The organism is Exiguobacterium sp. KRL4 (assembly GCF_001870785.1).
Classification (GTDB): domain Bacteria; phylum Bacillota; class Bacilli; order Exiguobacteriales; family Exiguobacteriaceae; genus Exiguobacterium_A.
The window spans coordinates 165,527-179,317 of the sequence record NZ_MOLV01000005.1; the positions used below are offsets into that span (position 1 = coordinate 165,527).

At 46.6% G+C, this 13,791-nt stretch carries 15 protein-coding genes and 1 riboswitch; of the genes, 7 read left to right on the plus strand and 8 right to left on the minus strand.

Annotated features, from left to right (window positions below; translation table 11 throughout):
• Window positions 1-37: 37 nt before the first annotated feature.
• Window positions 38-145, minus strand: a riboswitch (SAM riboswitch).
• Window positions 146-265: 120 nt separating this feature from the next.
• From BLD48_RS05205 to BLD48_RS05215, 3 genes are all read right to left on the minus strand, one after another.
• Window positions 266-904 (minus strand): DUF975 family protein, encoded by a 639-nt coding sequence (locus tag BLD48_RS05205; protein ID WP_071499242.1) that lies wholly within the window; start codon window positions 902-904, stop codon window positions 266-268.
• A gap of 70 nt (window positions 905-974) precedes the next feature.
• Window positions 975-2,228: a DUF2325 domain-containing protein gene (locus BLD48_RS05210; RefSeq protein ID WP_071499243.1), complete on the minus strand. Its 1,254-nt coding sequence runs from the start codon at window positions 2,226-2,228 to the stop codon at window positions 975-977.
• A gap of 84 nt (window positions 2,229-2,312) precedes the next feature.
• Window positions 2,313-3,098, minus strand: a complete 786-nt coding sequence (locus BLD48_RS05215; protein ID WP_071499244.1) for a DUF817 domain-containing protein — start codon at window positions 3,096-3,098, stop codon at window positions 2,313-2,315.
• A gap of 150 nt (window positions 3,099-3,248) precedes the next feature.
• Here BLD48_RS05215 and BLD48_RS05220 point away from each other — a divergent pair, with 150 nt between their 5' ends.
• The 5 genes from BLD48_RS05220 to BLD48_RS05240 all read left to right on the plus strand — a co-directional run bounded on the left by BLD48_RS05220 (window position 3,249) and on the right by BLD48_RS05240 (window position 7,239).
• A complete protein-coding gene (locus BLD48_RS05220) occupies window positions 3,249-3,917 on the plus strand; it encodes a YczE/YyaS/YitT family protein (RefSeq protein ID WP_071499245.1) in 669 nt (222 codons plus the stop codon).
• Window positions 3,918-4,059: 142 nt separating this feature from the next.
• Entirely contained in the window at window positions 4,060-4,515 is a 456-nt protein-coding gene (locus BLD48_RS05225) for a MarR family winged helix-turn-helix transcriptional regulator (RefSeq protein ID WP_071499246.1), read from the plus strand.
• A 15-nt stretch (window positions 4,516-4,530) separates the two neighbouring features.
• Window positions 4,531-5,166: a nitroreductase family protein gene (locus BLD48_RS05230; RefSeq protein ID WP_071499247.1), complete on the plus strand. Its 636-nt coding sequence runs from the start codon at window positions 4,531-4,533 to the stop codon at window positions 5,164-5,166.
• 51 nt (window positions 5,167-5,217) lie between these two features.
• Entirely contained in the window at window positions 5,218-5,853 is a 636-nt protein-coding gene (locus tag BLD48_RS05235) for a nitroreductase family protein (protein WP_071499248.1), read from the plus strand.
• Window positions 5,854-5,928: 75 nt separating this feature from the next.
• Window positions 5,929-7,239, plus strand: a complete 1,311-nt coding sequence (locus BLD48_RS05240) for an NAD(P)/FAD-dependent oxidoreductase (RefSeq protein WP_071499249.1) — start codon at window positions 5,929-5,931, stop codon at window positions 7,237-7,239.
• Window positions 7,240-7,271: 32 nt separating this feature from the next.
• Here the strand turns inward: BLD48_RS05240 and BLD48_RS05245 are convergent, their stop codons facing one another.
• The 5 genes from BLD48_RS05245 to BLD48_RS05265 form a co-directional block, all read right to left on the minus strand.
• Window positions 7,272-8,717, minus strand: coding sequence for a DEAD/DEAH box helicase (locus BLD48_RS05245; RefSeq protein ID WP_014971679.1), 1,446 nt, complete (start codon window positions 8,715-8,717; stop codon window positions 7,272-7,274).
• Window positions 8,718-8,857: 140 nt separating this feature from the next.
• Complete coding sequence (rlmN, locus tag BLD48_RS05250) at window positions 8,858-9,931, minus strand: dual-specificity RNA methyltransferase RlmN (protein ID WP_014971680.1); 1,074 nt, start codon at window positions 9,929-9,931, stop codon at window positions 8,858-8,860.
• Window positions 9,932-10,075: 144 nt separating this feature from the next.
• Complete coding sequence (locus BLD48_RS05255; RefSeq protein WP_071499250.1) at window positions 10,076-10,882, minus strand: ABC transporter permease subunit; 807 nt, start codon at window positions 10,880-10,882, stop codon at window positions 10,076-10,078.
• Window positions 10,879-11,760, minus strand: a complete 882-nt coding sequence (locus BLD48_RS05260; protein ID WP_071499251.1) for an ABC transporter ATP-binding protein — start codon at window positions 11,758-11,760, stop codon at window positions 10,879-10,881. Before BLD48_RS05260 ends, BLD48_RS05255 begins: the two co-directional genes overlap by 4 nt.
• 40 nt (window positions 11,761-11,800) lie before the next feature.
• Window positions 11,801-12,433 carry a methyltransferase gene (locus BLD48_RS05265; RefSeq protein ID WP_071499252.1) on the minus strand — a complete coding sequence of 211 codons (633 nt, stop codon included), beginning with the start codon at window positions 12,431-12,433 and terminating at the stop codon, window positions 11,801-11,803.
• Window positions 12,434-12,518: 85 nt separating this feature from the next.
• Here BLD48_RS05265 and BLD48_RS05270 point away from each other — a divergent pair, with 85 nt between their 5' ends.
• Together BLD48_RS05270 and BLD48_RS05275 are read left to right on the plus strand one after the other, a co-directional pair.
• Entirely contained in the window at window positions 12,519-12,848 is a 330-nt protein-coding gene (locus BLD48_RS05270; RefSeq protein WP_071499253.1) for a heme oxygenase, read from the plus strand.
• A gap of 151 nt (window positions 12,849-12,999) precedes the next feature.
• Complete coding sequence (locus tag BLD48_RS05275; RefSeq protein WP_071499254.1) at window positions 13,000-13,740, plus strand: uracil-DNA glycosylase family protein; 741 nt, start codon at window positions 13,000-13,002, stop codon at window positions 13,738-13,740.
• Window positions 13,741-13,791 lie beyond the last annotated feature (51 nt).

Sequence of the window (13,791 nt, forward strand, 5' to 3'; positions counted from 1 at the left end):
TCGAAAATCGAAAAGAGCGACGGATTAATCATGTCTGCTCTTATCTGTAAAGGGATTGCCCCCTTTAGGAAGTAGCACCTTCCGCTCATGATGCGGGGTTGCTGAAGTGTCTTCGGGCCATTCCCTCGACTTCTCTTGATAAGAATTATTGGAATTATCGTACACTTTTTAGCAGAGTAAAGCAACCATTAAACCTTGTTTTCCAATCGGAATTAAAAAGAGACATTTAAAAAAGGACGAGAGCTGAGCTCTCATCCTCCTCGTCTTAATATGGGGCAACAAACGTCGATTCTTCGACAGGGGCTTCTTCACCGCGGATGCGATCATAAAATTTCGCGAGTGTGACGCTGAAGTAAGGAATAATCCATAAGAACCCGATTCCGATTGTAATCACGCCAAGTAAAAACCAACCGATGAATGACAAAATCAATAGGAATGCTTCCATTTTGTGTCCATCCATCATTTGGCGTGAGCGCGTAATTGCATCCATAATGCCAATTGACGGCTCATCACGTAAAATATAGAACGTTAACATATACGAAAACGACTTGATTATTCCAGGAACGATTAACAACATAAACCATAAAACTAACAAAAGTGAGCGAACAATGGTTAGACCGATTACTTTTAAGAACATTTTGTATGGTTCAAATAAATCAGTCACTTTTGTTTGTTCTTGGCGTGCGATAGACATTGTAATCCATGTCCAACCAACTGAAAGTGGTAATGCGACAATCATTAAGATAAAAGCAACCCCATCACCAGCAGTAAAGGAATCATTCGTATCAGATGCAAAACTTCCTGGAATGCTTTGAAGTACAGAAAACAGTACAAACATGAGAATGGTAAATCCCCAACGACCGCTCAGTGCTTCCTTCGCTGATTTTTTTAATTGTGCTGACATGAATAAGATCCTCCTCAAAATAAGTTCTACTCTTATTTACGGTTTATCCGGCGAGGAGTTTCAGTTTTTTTCAGGATTTCCCTGTTTTTAGCTTGTGCAGGCGGGCTTTCTCAAGCTGACGCTGACAGGCCGTATAAAGTGAACGGCGACCGTCGAGTCGTTCCATCGCAAATGGGATGGCATGTTTTTTCGCTTGCGCAATGACATGTGCTGACGCAGCATGCGAGACACGACTCGTGATGACATCGGTCTTTTTAGCCAGGCTGGCGATTTTTTTAGCCGACTGGGCGTCTCCCGCTAAATGAATGAGCTCGATTCCGGTCTCGGCGAAAAATGTCCGGTAGACCGGTGCCTGCTGTTCGTTTCCGACGATGACAAGCCGCATTCCTTTAAACGATGCAAACTCAAGCGGCTCCTTGTCGACATAATCGATTGGTTGTCCCGGCAGCGATGTCGTGACGAGCGGCGTCATCGGTTGTTGTTTCTTTTCCCGAATCCGGCGTGGTTGCCGGACCTTTTTTACGTTCGGTTTTCGCTTCATCTGCTTGGCATATCGTCCGGTCGATTTTTTTGATGCGGGTGTCACGGTCATTTCTGCCGTCGCGTCTGCTGGTTTCGTTTCTGTTGACGGATCGAACGGTTGAACGATCGGCTCTTCATATTGAAAAGCATACTTCCAGGCAATCGTCAGTGTTTCCGGATGACCTTTCCACATGACCAAGTCGACGAGTTGCCCTTCCTTCAATTGAAAGAATCGCATGTCTTCCACCGGTGTTGCATAGTAAAACGGTTTCCCCGTCTCATCCTTCAACGGTCCTTCGACTGTCGACTCGATGATACCGTGATTCTTGACGATACATTTCTCGAAGACGATTCGTTCCTCAAGCGTCTTCATTTGATTGGTTGCGACGACGGCGAGCACTTCCAGTGACGTCCGGCGATGGTCTTGATGGATGATCTGAACACGGACTTCCATTCCATGCTCGAGGTTCCATTGGCGGATTTCCTTTTCCGAGATCTGGCTGTTCGGCCATTCCCGTAATGAGCCACCCTTCAGCTCACGGACAAACGTGTACGCATATCGTTGCTCGACGGTGGATGTGTCTTCTTCCATCTGCTGACTGAGTAATGGTGCCGGTTCGTCTTTTACCGGTTCGACAGGTCCAGATTGATTCTTGCGTGGTGTGTAAAAACGCGATAGTTGGACCCATTCATCGATTCCCCGGATTTCCTCGAGCAGCAACTCCCAGTCTTCTGCCGTTTCAACAATCTGTAATTTACTTGCGACCAAATCTTTCGCCCGCTCCATGATCTGTTGCATCATTTTCAACAACCCCTTTGCTTTTTTTCAACTATAGCAAGGGAGTTTAGCAAAGGTTGGTCTAAAAATGACCTGGTATTTTTTTGTTTAAGGTTCACTTTTAGTTTCGATTGACGGATCACCCAGTCGGTATTTTTCGACGGCAACAATCAAAATCGTGATGATGACAAGTAAGAACCAGGAGGAGAGTTTACCGAAGTCGACCACTTCCCATCCATCCTGCTGATTCGGGTAGACCCACCCCTTAAAAAACGTCACGATGTTTTCTGCAAGCCAGATGAACCAGGCAATCAAACCGAACGACAGGACAAGCGGCATCCGGTAGACGGTCTCATCCAACCGGTAATAGACCCATGATTTTAAGAAGACCAGTGCGACCAGTGCCATCAAAATCCAGCGAAAATCAAGTAACCAGTGATGGGTAAAAAAATTCAAGTAGACTAAGAGACCTATCACTAAGGCAAGTCCAGGACGTGGAAACGCGGTGACACGGAGATCAAACCGCCGAAAGGCCTGACAAATGTAACTTGCGACACTGGCATACATGAAGCCGGCATAGAGCGGTACACCAAAGACTTTGCTCCAGGCTTCTTCCGGATAACTCCAGGAACCGACCTGGACCTTGAACAATTCAAGACCTAGACCAATCGCATGGAAGATTAAGATCAGTTTAAACTCTTCTTTTGTTTCATACCGTGTCACGAGCAACACGATTTGCACGATGAGACACCAGAGCAGCAACAAATCATAACGGGCAATCGGTTCAGACGGCAGATAACGGGATGCCGCAAGCGCAAAGAAAATTGCGACCGGGAAGACACAACAGATGGCTTCAAGATATGTAAAACGGATGAAATGCTGAATTTTCTGCAAGACGATCCCCCCTTTTTCTTAGTATACGGATAAGATGTCCTCATTCCCTCCATCTCAAGATGGAAAATATCGGATTCGCTTTAATTTTCTCTACCAAACATGATACAGTTAATGAATCAATTTTAATCCAGAATGAGGTGTTATCCGTAAATGATGCAGACCCTTCAAACGTCCTGGCTGTTACGTTCAGTCTTAAAATGGGCATTGTTCTTATTTGGTCTTTTTTTACTCGCCGTCGGTTCATCAATGATGATCACGGCACAACTTGGTGTCTCGACGTGGGACGTCCTTCACCTTGGCCTCCAAAATAAAACACCGTTTTCCGTCGGGACGATCATCCTCCTTGTCGGATTGTTGTTGGTATTCGTCAAGTATTTGCTCGACCGGATCACACCCCAGGTCGGTACACTCGTCAACGCGATCTTCGTCGGGGTGTTCATGAACTTAGTCCTCGGTTCTGGTCTCTTACCCTCCTTTTCATCCGTTTGGCAAAATACGCTTTGGCTGATCACTGGTATCTTCATCATTGGAATGGGAGCGGGGCTTTATGTCGCTGTCGGGTATGGCGCCGGCCCCCGTGATGGACTGACCTTGACGCTTGCTGAACGCTTTGGAACGTCGATCCGGATGATGCGGACGTTCATGGAAATCACCGCCTGCGGAATCGGTTGGTTACTCGGTGGACCGGTTTTCTTTGGAACGATCTTATCTATTTTCTTGATCGGTCCGTTCCTGCAGTTTTGGTTAGGTCATTTCCGGCGGATGATTGCCGCGATCGATGCCGGGACGACTCCTCGGAAACAACAAAAAATCAGTTAAATCAGATACCCTTTCACTTGAAACGGTATCTTTTTTGCGTCGATCAAGCATATTCGTTGCAACAGTGAAACAGACACGTTATATTCGTTTACATATCAATCTTTGATACGTCAAGGATTTTTCGGACGAAGGGAAGGATGTGATGAAGTTGAGTATTTCCTGTACTGAAAAAGGACGGCTGATTTATGCACTTGTCTCCGTCAATAAGACGATTGCTCAAAAATTCGATCTCTGTACGGACGGCTTTAGCCAAACCCGGATGGACTTATTAGCCCAACTCGAGGTCGATACGACGATCAGCCAAAAAGAGTTACAGCAACGGGTCAACGTCGATAATGCTGCCGTGACACGCCATTTGAAGCATCTCGAAACAAAAGGGATGATTGAACGTGTGCGTTCAGCAACGGATAACCGCGTCATTCTCGTTTCATTGACGCAAGAAGGCGCAACCCGCATTACACGACTACGTGAGCAAAAAGATGAATTCCTCGAGCAGTTGCTCGAAGGATTCACGGCAGACGAACAACATCAGTTGGCTCAAATGATGCAACGAATTGAAAACAATGCGCTCACTTTACCTAAAACAACCGTTAATTAAAAAGGAGAATGTCAGATGACTACACAAACTACGACTGATTTCATGGAAATCGTTAAAGGACGCCGCTCGATCCGTAACTACGACACAAACGTCAAAATTTCTAAAGAAGAGATGACACAAATTCTTGAAGAAGCAACACTTGCTCCATCTTCTGTCAACATGCAACCATGGCGTTTCCTCGTCATCGACAGCGCTGAAGGGAAAGCGACGCTTGCTCCACTCGCTAAATTCAACCAAGTTCAAGTTGAGTCATCCTCTGCTGTCATCGCTGTCTTCGGCGACATGAATGCAATCGATCAACTTGAAAACATTTATGATACAGCAGTCGCACAAGGACTCATGCCGCAAGAAGTCCGCGACCGTCAAGTACCTGCGATTCAAGGCATGTACGAACATGTACCTGCGAGCGCACTCAAAGACAGTATCTTGATCGATTCAGGTCTCGTCTCCATGCAATTGATGCTCGTCGCGCGTGCGCACGGATATGACACAAATCCGATCGGCGGCTACGAAAAAGAGCAAATCGCAGAAGCATTCGGCATGGATAAAGACCGTTATGTACCGGTCATGCTCCTTTCGATCGGAAAAGCCGTTGACGCCGGGTACCCATCCGTTCGCCTGCCAATCAACGACATCACAGACTGGAAATAAATACGACGTAACTCAAAAAATAGAGATCAGATAAAAGGGAGATTAATGACTATGACAACTCAAACAACTACAGACTTTATGGAAATCGTTAAAGGACGCCGCTCAATCCGCAACTACGACACAAACGTCAAGATTTCAAAAGAAGAGATGACACAAATCCTTGAAGAAGCAACACTTGCTCCATCTTCGGTCAACATGCAGCCATGGCGTTTCCTCGTCATCGACAGCGCAGAAGGTAAAGCGACACTCGCTCCACTCGCTAGATTCAACCAAGTCCAAGTCGAGACATCATCTGCTGTCATCGCCGTCTTCGGTGACATGAATGCCGTCGACAGCATCGATACGATCTACGATATGGCTGTTGAAAAAGGACTTATGCCGCAAGATGTCCGCGATCGTCAAGTACCTGCCATCAAAGGATTCTACAGCCCGGAAGATACGGACACACTCCGCGACAGCATCTTGATCGATTCAGGTCTCGTCTCGATGCAATTGATGCTCGTCGCGCGTGCGCACGGCTATGACACAAACCCAATCGGTGGCTACGAAAAAGATCAAATCGCGGAAGCGTTCGGTATGGATAAAGACCGTTATCTTCCTGTCATGCTCCTTTCAATCGGGAAAGCCGTTGACGCTGGGTACCCATCAGTCCGTCTGCCAATCAACGACATCACAGACTGGAAATAATCGTTTTCGAACTCCGGATTCCTCAACAGGAATCCGGTTTTTTTTGTATACTGACGAAAAGGAGCTGGTCAAACGATGTATGATGTGACAATTATCGGTGCCGGTGTCGCCGGAATCTTTTTAGCCCATGAATTGATGGAGCAGGGTCAGACGGTCCTATTGGTCGATGCCGGAAAACCACTTGAGCAACGGACCAAGCAGGAAGCCTATCTTGGCTTTGGCGGACTTGGTAAGTCAGAAGGGAAATACAACTATTCTGCTGGGTTTGGAGGCGAACTCGCTGAGAAGCTTGGACCGGAAACAACGCTTCGTCTGATGCAACAGGTCGATGCGCTCCTTTGTCGCTACGGAGCAGATGAAGTCGAGTCCTACTCCACGTCCAATGCCGTTCTAGCTGATCGGGCAAAAGCAGTCGGTCTTGAGACAATCGAAACGACGGTCCGGCACTTAGGGACTGCATTATCGGAACGTATACTGAGACAACTTGAAACTGTGTTGTGGGAATCTGTTACATTCCGCTTTGAGACGTCTGTCGATACGATCAAAAAGCGACCAAACGGGTTTATGCTCACGACTGGAATCGAGACGTTTTCGAGTCAGCGCGTTGTCTTCGCGACCGGACGTTCCGGTACCGAGTGGATGCAGGCGCAACTTCAGACGCTTGGATTGGTTCAAAATAAAACCCGTCTCGACCTCGGCATCCGGATCGAGATGGAAGAAACAGCATTCCGGACATTGTTACAAGACACGTTCGAAACGAAACTGGCCTATGCGTCAGCAGCAGGAACTGCCGTTACATACTGCATGAATCCGAAAGGACGGATCATCCGCAAACATCAGGAAGGTCTTGTCATGCCGGACGGGCAAAACTTCCGGGAACAGGATACCGGGACGACCAACTTGAACTTCACGCTGTTTTTACCCCGTTACTTTGCGACACTCGAAGAAGCCAATCACTATGCCGCTTCCGTCATCGGACAGATCAATCAAGGGACGGACCGGATCGTCGTCCAACGGCTCGGGGATTTACGGGCTGGTCGTTCTACGCTGTCAGATGCTCTCGCTGAAAACAAAGTGCGCCCGACACTTGAAGCGACACCAGGTAATCTGATAAAGGAAGTCCCGGGCACTGACATCTCGGTCTTGCTAGAATTTCTGAAACGACTTGAGTACTTGCTCGAAACACCGCTCTCAAGCGACACACTGCTGTACGGGATGGACGGGAAATTTTATGCTCCGATGCTGTCGACTTCCATTACGTTTGAGACGGACATTCCGGGACTGTATGCAATCGGGGATTGCTCCGGTGTGACCCACTCGCTGTCGCAAGCAGCTGCGAGCGGACTGTATCTCGGACAACACCTGACACAAAAAAACAGCCGTTAAGAGATCAGTTCTCTTTAGACGGCTGCTGCCATTTATTTTTTGAACGCTTCATACACCTTCAGCTGTTTGCCTTTGACTTTTGTCGTCTTCATCGCCCGCAAGACGAGTGGACCTTTGCCATTCAGGATTTCCACGTACGTGACGGTATCCTGGATTGTGATGATCCCGATGTCTTGAGCGGTCATCCCTTCGATTTTGGCAATCGTGCCAACAAAATCAACGGCACGCAGTTTCTTTTTCTTCCCGCCGTTAAAATACAACTTCATGATATCAGCGTTAAGTTGCTCCGTTTTCGAAGCCCGGACGTCTGCTGTCGTGATCTTCTCTTCAAAGGCATCTGCTGTCCGAATCAATTCCCGTTCAGTCGGTGCCTGGCGTTTTTCAATCGCCTCACCGCGGTACTGTTCGACTTCACGCAGACGACGCATATCCGACTCGGTCACTAAACTGATCGCTTTTCCGAGTGCACCGGCACGTCCTGTCCGCCCTGTCCGGTGAACATAACTTTCTTTTTCAACCGGCATATCGTACTGGATGACATGGGTGATGTTTTCGATATCAATCCCGCGTGCTGCGACATCCGTCGCGACGAGATAACGGAATTCACCTGCTCGGAACGCTTTCATGACGGCAAGACGCTCATCCTGTTCCATGCCACCATGAATTTTTTCGACCGGATACTCCATCGCGGTTAATCCTTGTGCCACAAAATCGACATGTTCTTTTGTCCGGCAGAAAATCATGCAACGGTCTGGATTTTCGACGACCGTGACATCTTTCAGGATGGCGAACTTCGTTTTGTCGGTCACAGAAATATAACTGTGTTCGATTTCTGCGATTTCAGTTGCCTTTGTCATAATCTCGACTTCCTTTGGTGCCTGCATGTAGCGATCACTCAACTGATGAATATCTTGCGGGAACGTCGCTGAGAACAACATCGTCGTCCGTTGCTTCGGTAATTGCTTCAAAATCGTATCGACTTGATCGAGGAAGCCCATATTGAGCATCTCGTCTGCTTCATCGAGGACAAGGTATTTGACCTTCTCGAGCGATAATGTCCCCCGCTCTAAATGATCGAGGACACGACCCGGTGTCCCGACGACGATGTGCGTCTTTTGTTTCAGTTCCGCGACTTGACCTCGGAATGGCTGTTTGCCGAATACGGCGGTCGCCTTGATACGTTTGTAACGCCCGATGTTCATGACGTCTTCCGTGACTTGTAACGCAAGTTCACGGGTTGGTGTCAAAATCAACGCCTGTGGTTTGTTTTCTTCCCACTCGATCAGTTCGCAAAGCGGAATCCCGAATGATGCCGTCTTTCCGCTGCCGGTCCGTGATTTGACGATGATATCTTTTTCGGACAAGGCGACCGGAATGACCGCTTGCTGGACATCGGTCGGCGTATGGTAACCGAGTTGTTCAATGGCTTCTAGAATCGGTGCACTGAGTTGAAAATCAGTAAATGGTTTTTTAGACATGTGAGTACCTCATTTATTTTATAGTTTAATTTTGAAATAGGGATTAGCGCGTCATATATTAGACGTGACTTCTCATTATGCGCTACTTTCGACAGGACGTCAAAAGAGCTTCCCATCAACTGACGGGAAGCTCGACTTGCTTATTTTGCTGCGACTGTATCTTTTTTGATCTGTTTACTACGTAATTGACCACAAGCAGCATCAATATCCGTACCGTGCTCAAGACGGACACCACAGTTCAAACCGTTCTTTTTCAACGTATCATAAAACGCTGAGATGTCTTCCGACGTACTCCGTTGGTATTGACCATGCTCATCGACCGGATTGTATGGAATCAAGTTGACGTACGTCAAATGACGTTTGTCTTCGAACAATTTCGCAAGCTCGATCGCTTGGGCTTTTTGGTCGTTGACACCACGTAAAAGAATGTACTCAATCGTGATTTTCCGGTTCGTCGTCTTGACGTAATAATCGATGGCAGGCATCAATTTCTCGAGCGGAATCGCACGGTTGATTTTCATGATTTGTGTCCGGAGTTCGTTGTTTGGCGCGTGAAGTGAAATCGCCAAGTTGACTTGAAGTTTTAAATCTGCGAATTTGTAGATCTTGTCTGCAAGTCCACTTGTCGAGACCGTGATGTGACGCGCACCAATCGCAAGACCGTTATGGTCTTTGATGACGTTCAAGAAATCGACCATATTGTCGAAGTTATCAAACGGCTCACCGATACCCATGACGACGACGTGGCTGACACGTTCTTCTTTACCGACGGCATCGAGGTGATGCTGGACGTTCATGATCTGCTCGACGATTTCTCCAGCCGAAAGATCGCGGCTTTTCTTGATCAGGCCACTGGCACAGAAACTACAGCCGATGTTGCAACCAACTTGTGTCGTGACACAGACAGACAAGCCGTACTTGTGACGCATCAAGACCGTTTCAATCAAACTACCATCGTACAATTTGAAGAGGAACTTGATCGTTCCATCTGCTGATTCTTGTTTGACGGATTCTGTCATCGAATTAATCGCAAAACTCTGATCTAACAACTCAAGGCAATCCTTGTTGACATTCGTCATTTCTGCGAAAGTAGTGACACGTTTACGATACAACCAATCCCATACTTGTTTCGCACGGAACGGTTTGTGACCTTGATGCGATAACCATTCTGTCATCTGCTCAATTGTTAATCCATAAATGGACGGTTTATTCATTAGTGAGACCTCATTTCTTTTTCCAGAACTATAACATTCCTTTATCTTAGTAAAAATCGAGCACTTACGCAACGTTCAAATCCTAAATGTTCACTTTCTGTAAATTTCCGCGTCTTCTTTGGCCTGTTTTCTGATTCGATTGTGTCAGATCGACAAACTTCGTTTCCGAAAACCCCAAAACGCACTTGCGTTAAAAAACAGACTGATTCCCGCAAGAATCGATAGGTGAAGAAATAAATCACTCGTCCCTTCTAATAACTGTTGTGTATTAAAAAGACTGAAAATCGAACCATAACGCATCCAATCCATTTTTTCACTCAACCCCGCCCCAATCGTCAAGACGATCGATAGTACAAGCACACCACCCGCAATCGAAAAGGCACGCCGCTCATCGTCAAACAAGGTCGCGACGAACAGGGTGAAGCCGCCAATCGCATAGAGTACGAACAACGCATTCACTTGAAAGCGGACCAAGGTCATCCCATCAATCGAAACACCGGAAACGAACCAGTCCGCTAGCAACAAGACAAACGTATTGAATAATACAAGGCATGTACTGGCAATCATCATCACGATCATCGCAGACGCGGTGTATTGATGGCGTGTAATCGGCGCCGCGAGGTATAAAATCAGTTCCCCGTTGTCGATCGGTCGGGCCAGCAGTCGTGCTGCAAGCGATAATAAGAACAGGGAGGCGATGATTTGAAAGATCAATCCGTAATAATTACCGCCCAGTAAATCCAGGACGTTATCAAATCCGGTCACCTTGTCGTACTGAAAGGCTTTTAAGACTTCCGGTGGCAACGCTTGAAGCTTCGCTTCGAGCAGACCACTCTTCATCATCGAGGGATACAGCGCCGCAAGCATCAACAAATACAGACTCGTTCCAACGGCATACGCTGTGATCGGTTTTCCGTTGTGCTTCAATAACGACCAAATGATGGTCATCATGGTGATTCCTCCTCACTATAATAATGTAAGAAGACATGTTCCAAGTCATCCGCGGAAGAGTGAATCGTCCGCACATCATACTCCGTCAAGAAACGGATGACTTGATTTAAAGTCAATTGCTTCGTCGTCACAAAAGACACCTGATTCTGCATCCGTTCACTTCCGATTTGTCTAGCGAATTGTTCCGCATGTGCCGCTAACCCAAATTCAATCGTGTATTGTTTTCGACTCGAACGAACCAGCTCATGAATGTCTGCTTCGATGATGATTCGTCCTTCTTTGATGAGGGCGGCCCGGTCACATGATTTTTCCATCTCCGGAAAATGATGTGAACTCATCAAAATCGCTTTCCCCCGTTGTCGTTCTTCATCAATCAAGGCTAAGAAACGCTCCTGCATCAACGGATCGAGCCCACTCGTCGGTTCATCCAACAGATAAACCGGTGCATCTTTCATGAAACAGCCGACTAATGCCAGTTTCTGTTTCATTCCTTTCGACATCTTTCGAATTTTCGTTTTCGTCTCAAACGGAAAACGTTCCAACAATTCCAATTGACGTTCCGGTTTACTATGATGTAGTTTCTGCATCAAGTGTAAAATTTGCTCGCCTGTAAAATCACCAGGTAAATTGATCTCGCCTGGTAAGTAACCGACGATTCGTTTTACCTCTTCTGTTTGGTTCCAACAGTCATAACCACCGATTGTCGCATGACCGGAGTCCGCTCGAATCAAGCCCATTAGTTGCCGGATCGCCGTTGACTTCCCCGCTCCGTTCGGTCCGATGAAACCAAATACCATTCCCGGTTCCACCGAAAAACTGACATCAAACAAACCTCGTTTCGGTGCAAATTCTTTTGTCACATGTTCCAAATGAATCATCCGAATCGCCTCACTTTTTTGGGAGATCGCCGTTAGTACCTTATACCCGTTTTGCTACTTTCCGGGACAGATCCATTCGATAAATGACAAATCGTTCGTCGTGATTTTTTTCAAACAATTCCTTTAAACGAACTTCTTCGACTTGTTCAAATACCGTTTGATGCTCTAAATAATACCGGTACTCATCTGCCGGATAATAAAGGATAAGGTCGACCGCACGTGGATGCCGCTCGACAGACATCAGAATCTGGTCGACGACCTTCATGAAGATTTGAATCGAAAATGGATTAAAAAAATAACATGTCGTGACGTCATCCGGAATCGAATACGCTTCCGCATACGTATGTTCAAAACGAATGCTCCCTCGCCGCTTTTTCATCTTTTTCGTGTACGCTATCTGATTCGCAAGCGCATCCTCGTAAAACTGACCATTCATCTCAATTCCGATGACGGAACAATCAAACCGATCATGCAAGTAAAAATTCAAGCGTCCTTTTCCGCACCCAAAATCAATCACCGTATCGGTCGGGTCAAACGGATAGACGGCACATAATTCCTCGAGTGCCGCGTAAGGAGTCGGCTCGTAACGGTTGTAATGGCTGAAGGCGTTATAGAGATGTTGGACTTCGATCGTCTTGATGTGTAGACGTGCTTCATAATCTTGTTCATTCATAATGATGGATTCCTTCTTTCAAGCATTGTTGTTTCCATCGTACTATACTTAAAAGGTACACAATTCGATAAAAGGGGATGTTTGTATGATCGTCGTGACGAACCGGATCAAAGTCAAAAAAGGAATGGCTCCTGCACTCGCACCACGCTTTACCCGCCCGAGTGGTCTTGACTCGATGAAGGGATTTGTTCGTGTCGAAGTTTTACTGACACAAGGTCTCGAAGAACACGATGAAATGAACGTCAACATGTACTGGGAAGACATGAAGGATTTTGAAGCATGGCGGAACAGTGATGATTTTAAAGAGTCACATAAACGTCCTGCACCGTCAGACGGCAAACAAGAAGAATCTCCAATGCTTGGAAGTGAAATCATCACCTACGACGTCGCTTCCGTCAAAGAACGGACTTCTTGATCATCCACTTGCATAACTGCCTTGCTTCCACTTTGGTCGCAAGGTTTTTTAATCCTTAAGACACCCCTTACTATATTGATATGGGTGTAAATTGTATGTAATGCCATTATTTGTTATCATAAGTCCAATACAGAAAGAGAGAGGACTTATCATGCTGAATTCATTATCGATTTTTGAACAGGCCATCCGTGCCTTACCAATTGATCGGTCCTTGACGCGCCAGGACTTGTTCGTAGACGGTTTCTTATTACAACAGGAGCAGGAATTATCCGTTTACTACTCGCCGATCGGAGAATATATCAATCGCTCTGCCAAAGTGGTCTTCATTGGCATCACGCCAGGATTTGAACAGATGCGGATTGCTTACGAGGAAGCGGTCGATGCCTTTCATCACGGGTCGACGATTGAGGAAACCTCGAAAATCGTCAAGTACAGTGCCAGTTTCGCGGGACCCATGCGTCGTAATTTGACGACGATGTTGGATGAACTCGAATTACATCGTATGCTGGAGATTCCTTCGACGACGACGCTGTTTCATACCCATCAAGAACTGTTGCATACGACTTCGATTTTAAGACATCCTGTCTTTTACCGCGATAAAAATTATACGGGACATCAACCAAAAATCGAACGGACACCCCTGCTGCAACACTATGCGTATGAACATTTCGCAGCAGAATTAAATCAGTTGCCCCATCCCGTCATCCTCGTCCCGTTCGGACGGGTCGTCGAGTCGACTGTCCGGACATTGCTTCATCAAGGACGGATCAAAAAACATACTGTGTTATTTGGTTTCCCACATCCTTCCGGTGCAAATGGACATCGGAAGCGGCAGTTTGAAGAAAATAAAGATTATTTGATGAAGCAGTTGTCCTCCTATTTCAGCAGCTAAAAAAATCCCAGTGCACAATTGATGCACTGGGATTTCTTCATCTCATGAAAG

Excerpts from the sequence above, each read along its gene's own strand:
- BLD48_RS05205 (WP_071499242.1), bottom strand. The coding sequence starts at position 904 with ATGTCAGCACAATTAAAAAAATCAGCGAAGGAAGCACTGAGCGGTCGT.
- BLD48_RS05210 (WP_071499243.1), bottom strand. The coding sequence starts at position 2,228 with ATGATGCAACAGATCATGGAGCGGGCGAAAGATTTGGTCGCAAGTAAA.
- BLD48_RS05220 (WP_071499245.1), top strand. The coding sequence starts at position 3,249 with ATGATGCAGACCCTTCAAACGTCCTGGCTGTTACGTTCAGTCTTAAAA.
- BLD48_RS05225 (WP_071499246.1), top strand. The coding sequence starts at position 4,060 with ATGAAGTTGAGTATTTCCTGTACTGAAAAAGGACGGCTGATTTATGCA.
- BLD48_RS05230 (WP_071499247.1), top strand. The coding sequence starts at position 4,531 with ATGACTACACAAACTACGACTGATTTCATGGAAATCGTTAAAGGACGC.
- BLD48_RS05235 (WP_071499248.1), top strand. The coding sequence starts at position 5,218 with ATGACAACTCAAACAACTACAGACTTTATGGAAATCGTTAAAGGACGC.
- BLD48_RS05240 (WP_071499249.1), top strand. The coding sequence starts at position 5,929 with ATGTATGATGTGACAATTATCGGTGCCGGTGTCGCCGGAATCTTTTTA.
- BLD48_RS05245 (WP_014971679.1), bottom strand. The coding sequence starts at position 8,717 with ATGTCTAAAAAACCATTTACTGATTTTCAACTCAGTGCACCGATTCTA.
- rlmN (WP_014971680.1), bottom strand. The coding sequence starts at position 9,931 with ATGAATAAACCGTCCATTTATGGATTAACAATTGAGCAGATGACAGAA.
- BLD48_RS05255 (WP_071499250.1), bottom strand. The coding sequence starts at position 10,882 with ATGATGACCATCATTTGGTCGTTATTGAAGCACAACGGAAAACCGATC.
- BLD48_RS05260 (WP_071499251.1), bottom strand. The coding sequence starts at position 11,760 with ATGATTCATTTGGAACATGTGACAAAAGAATTTGCACCGAAACGAGGT.
- BLD48_RS05265 (WP_071499252.1), bottom strand. The coding sequence starts at position 12,433 with ATGAATGAACAAGATTATGAAGCACGTCTACACATCAAGACGATCGAA.
- BLD48_RS05270 (WP_071499253.1), top strand. The coding sequence starts at position 12,519 with ATGATCGTCGTGACGAACCGGATCAAAGTCAAAAAAGGAATGGCTCCT.
- BLD48_RS05275 (WP_071499254.1), top strand. The coding sequence starts at position 13,000 with ATGCTGAATTCATTATCGATTTTTGAACAGGCCATCCGTGCCTTACCA.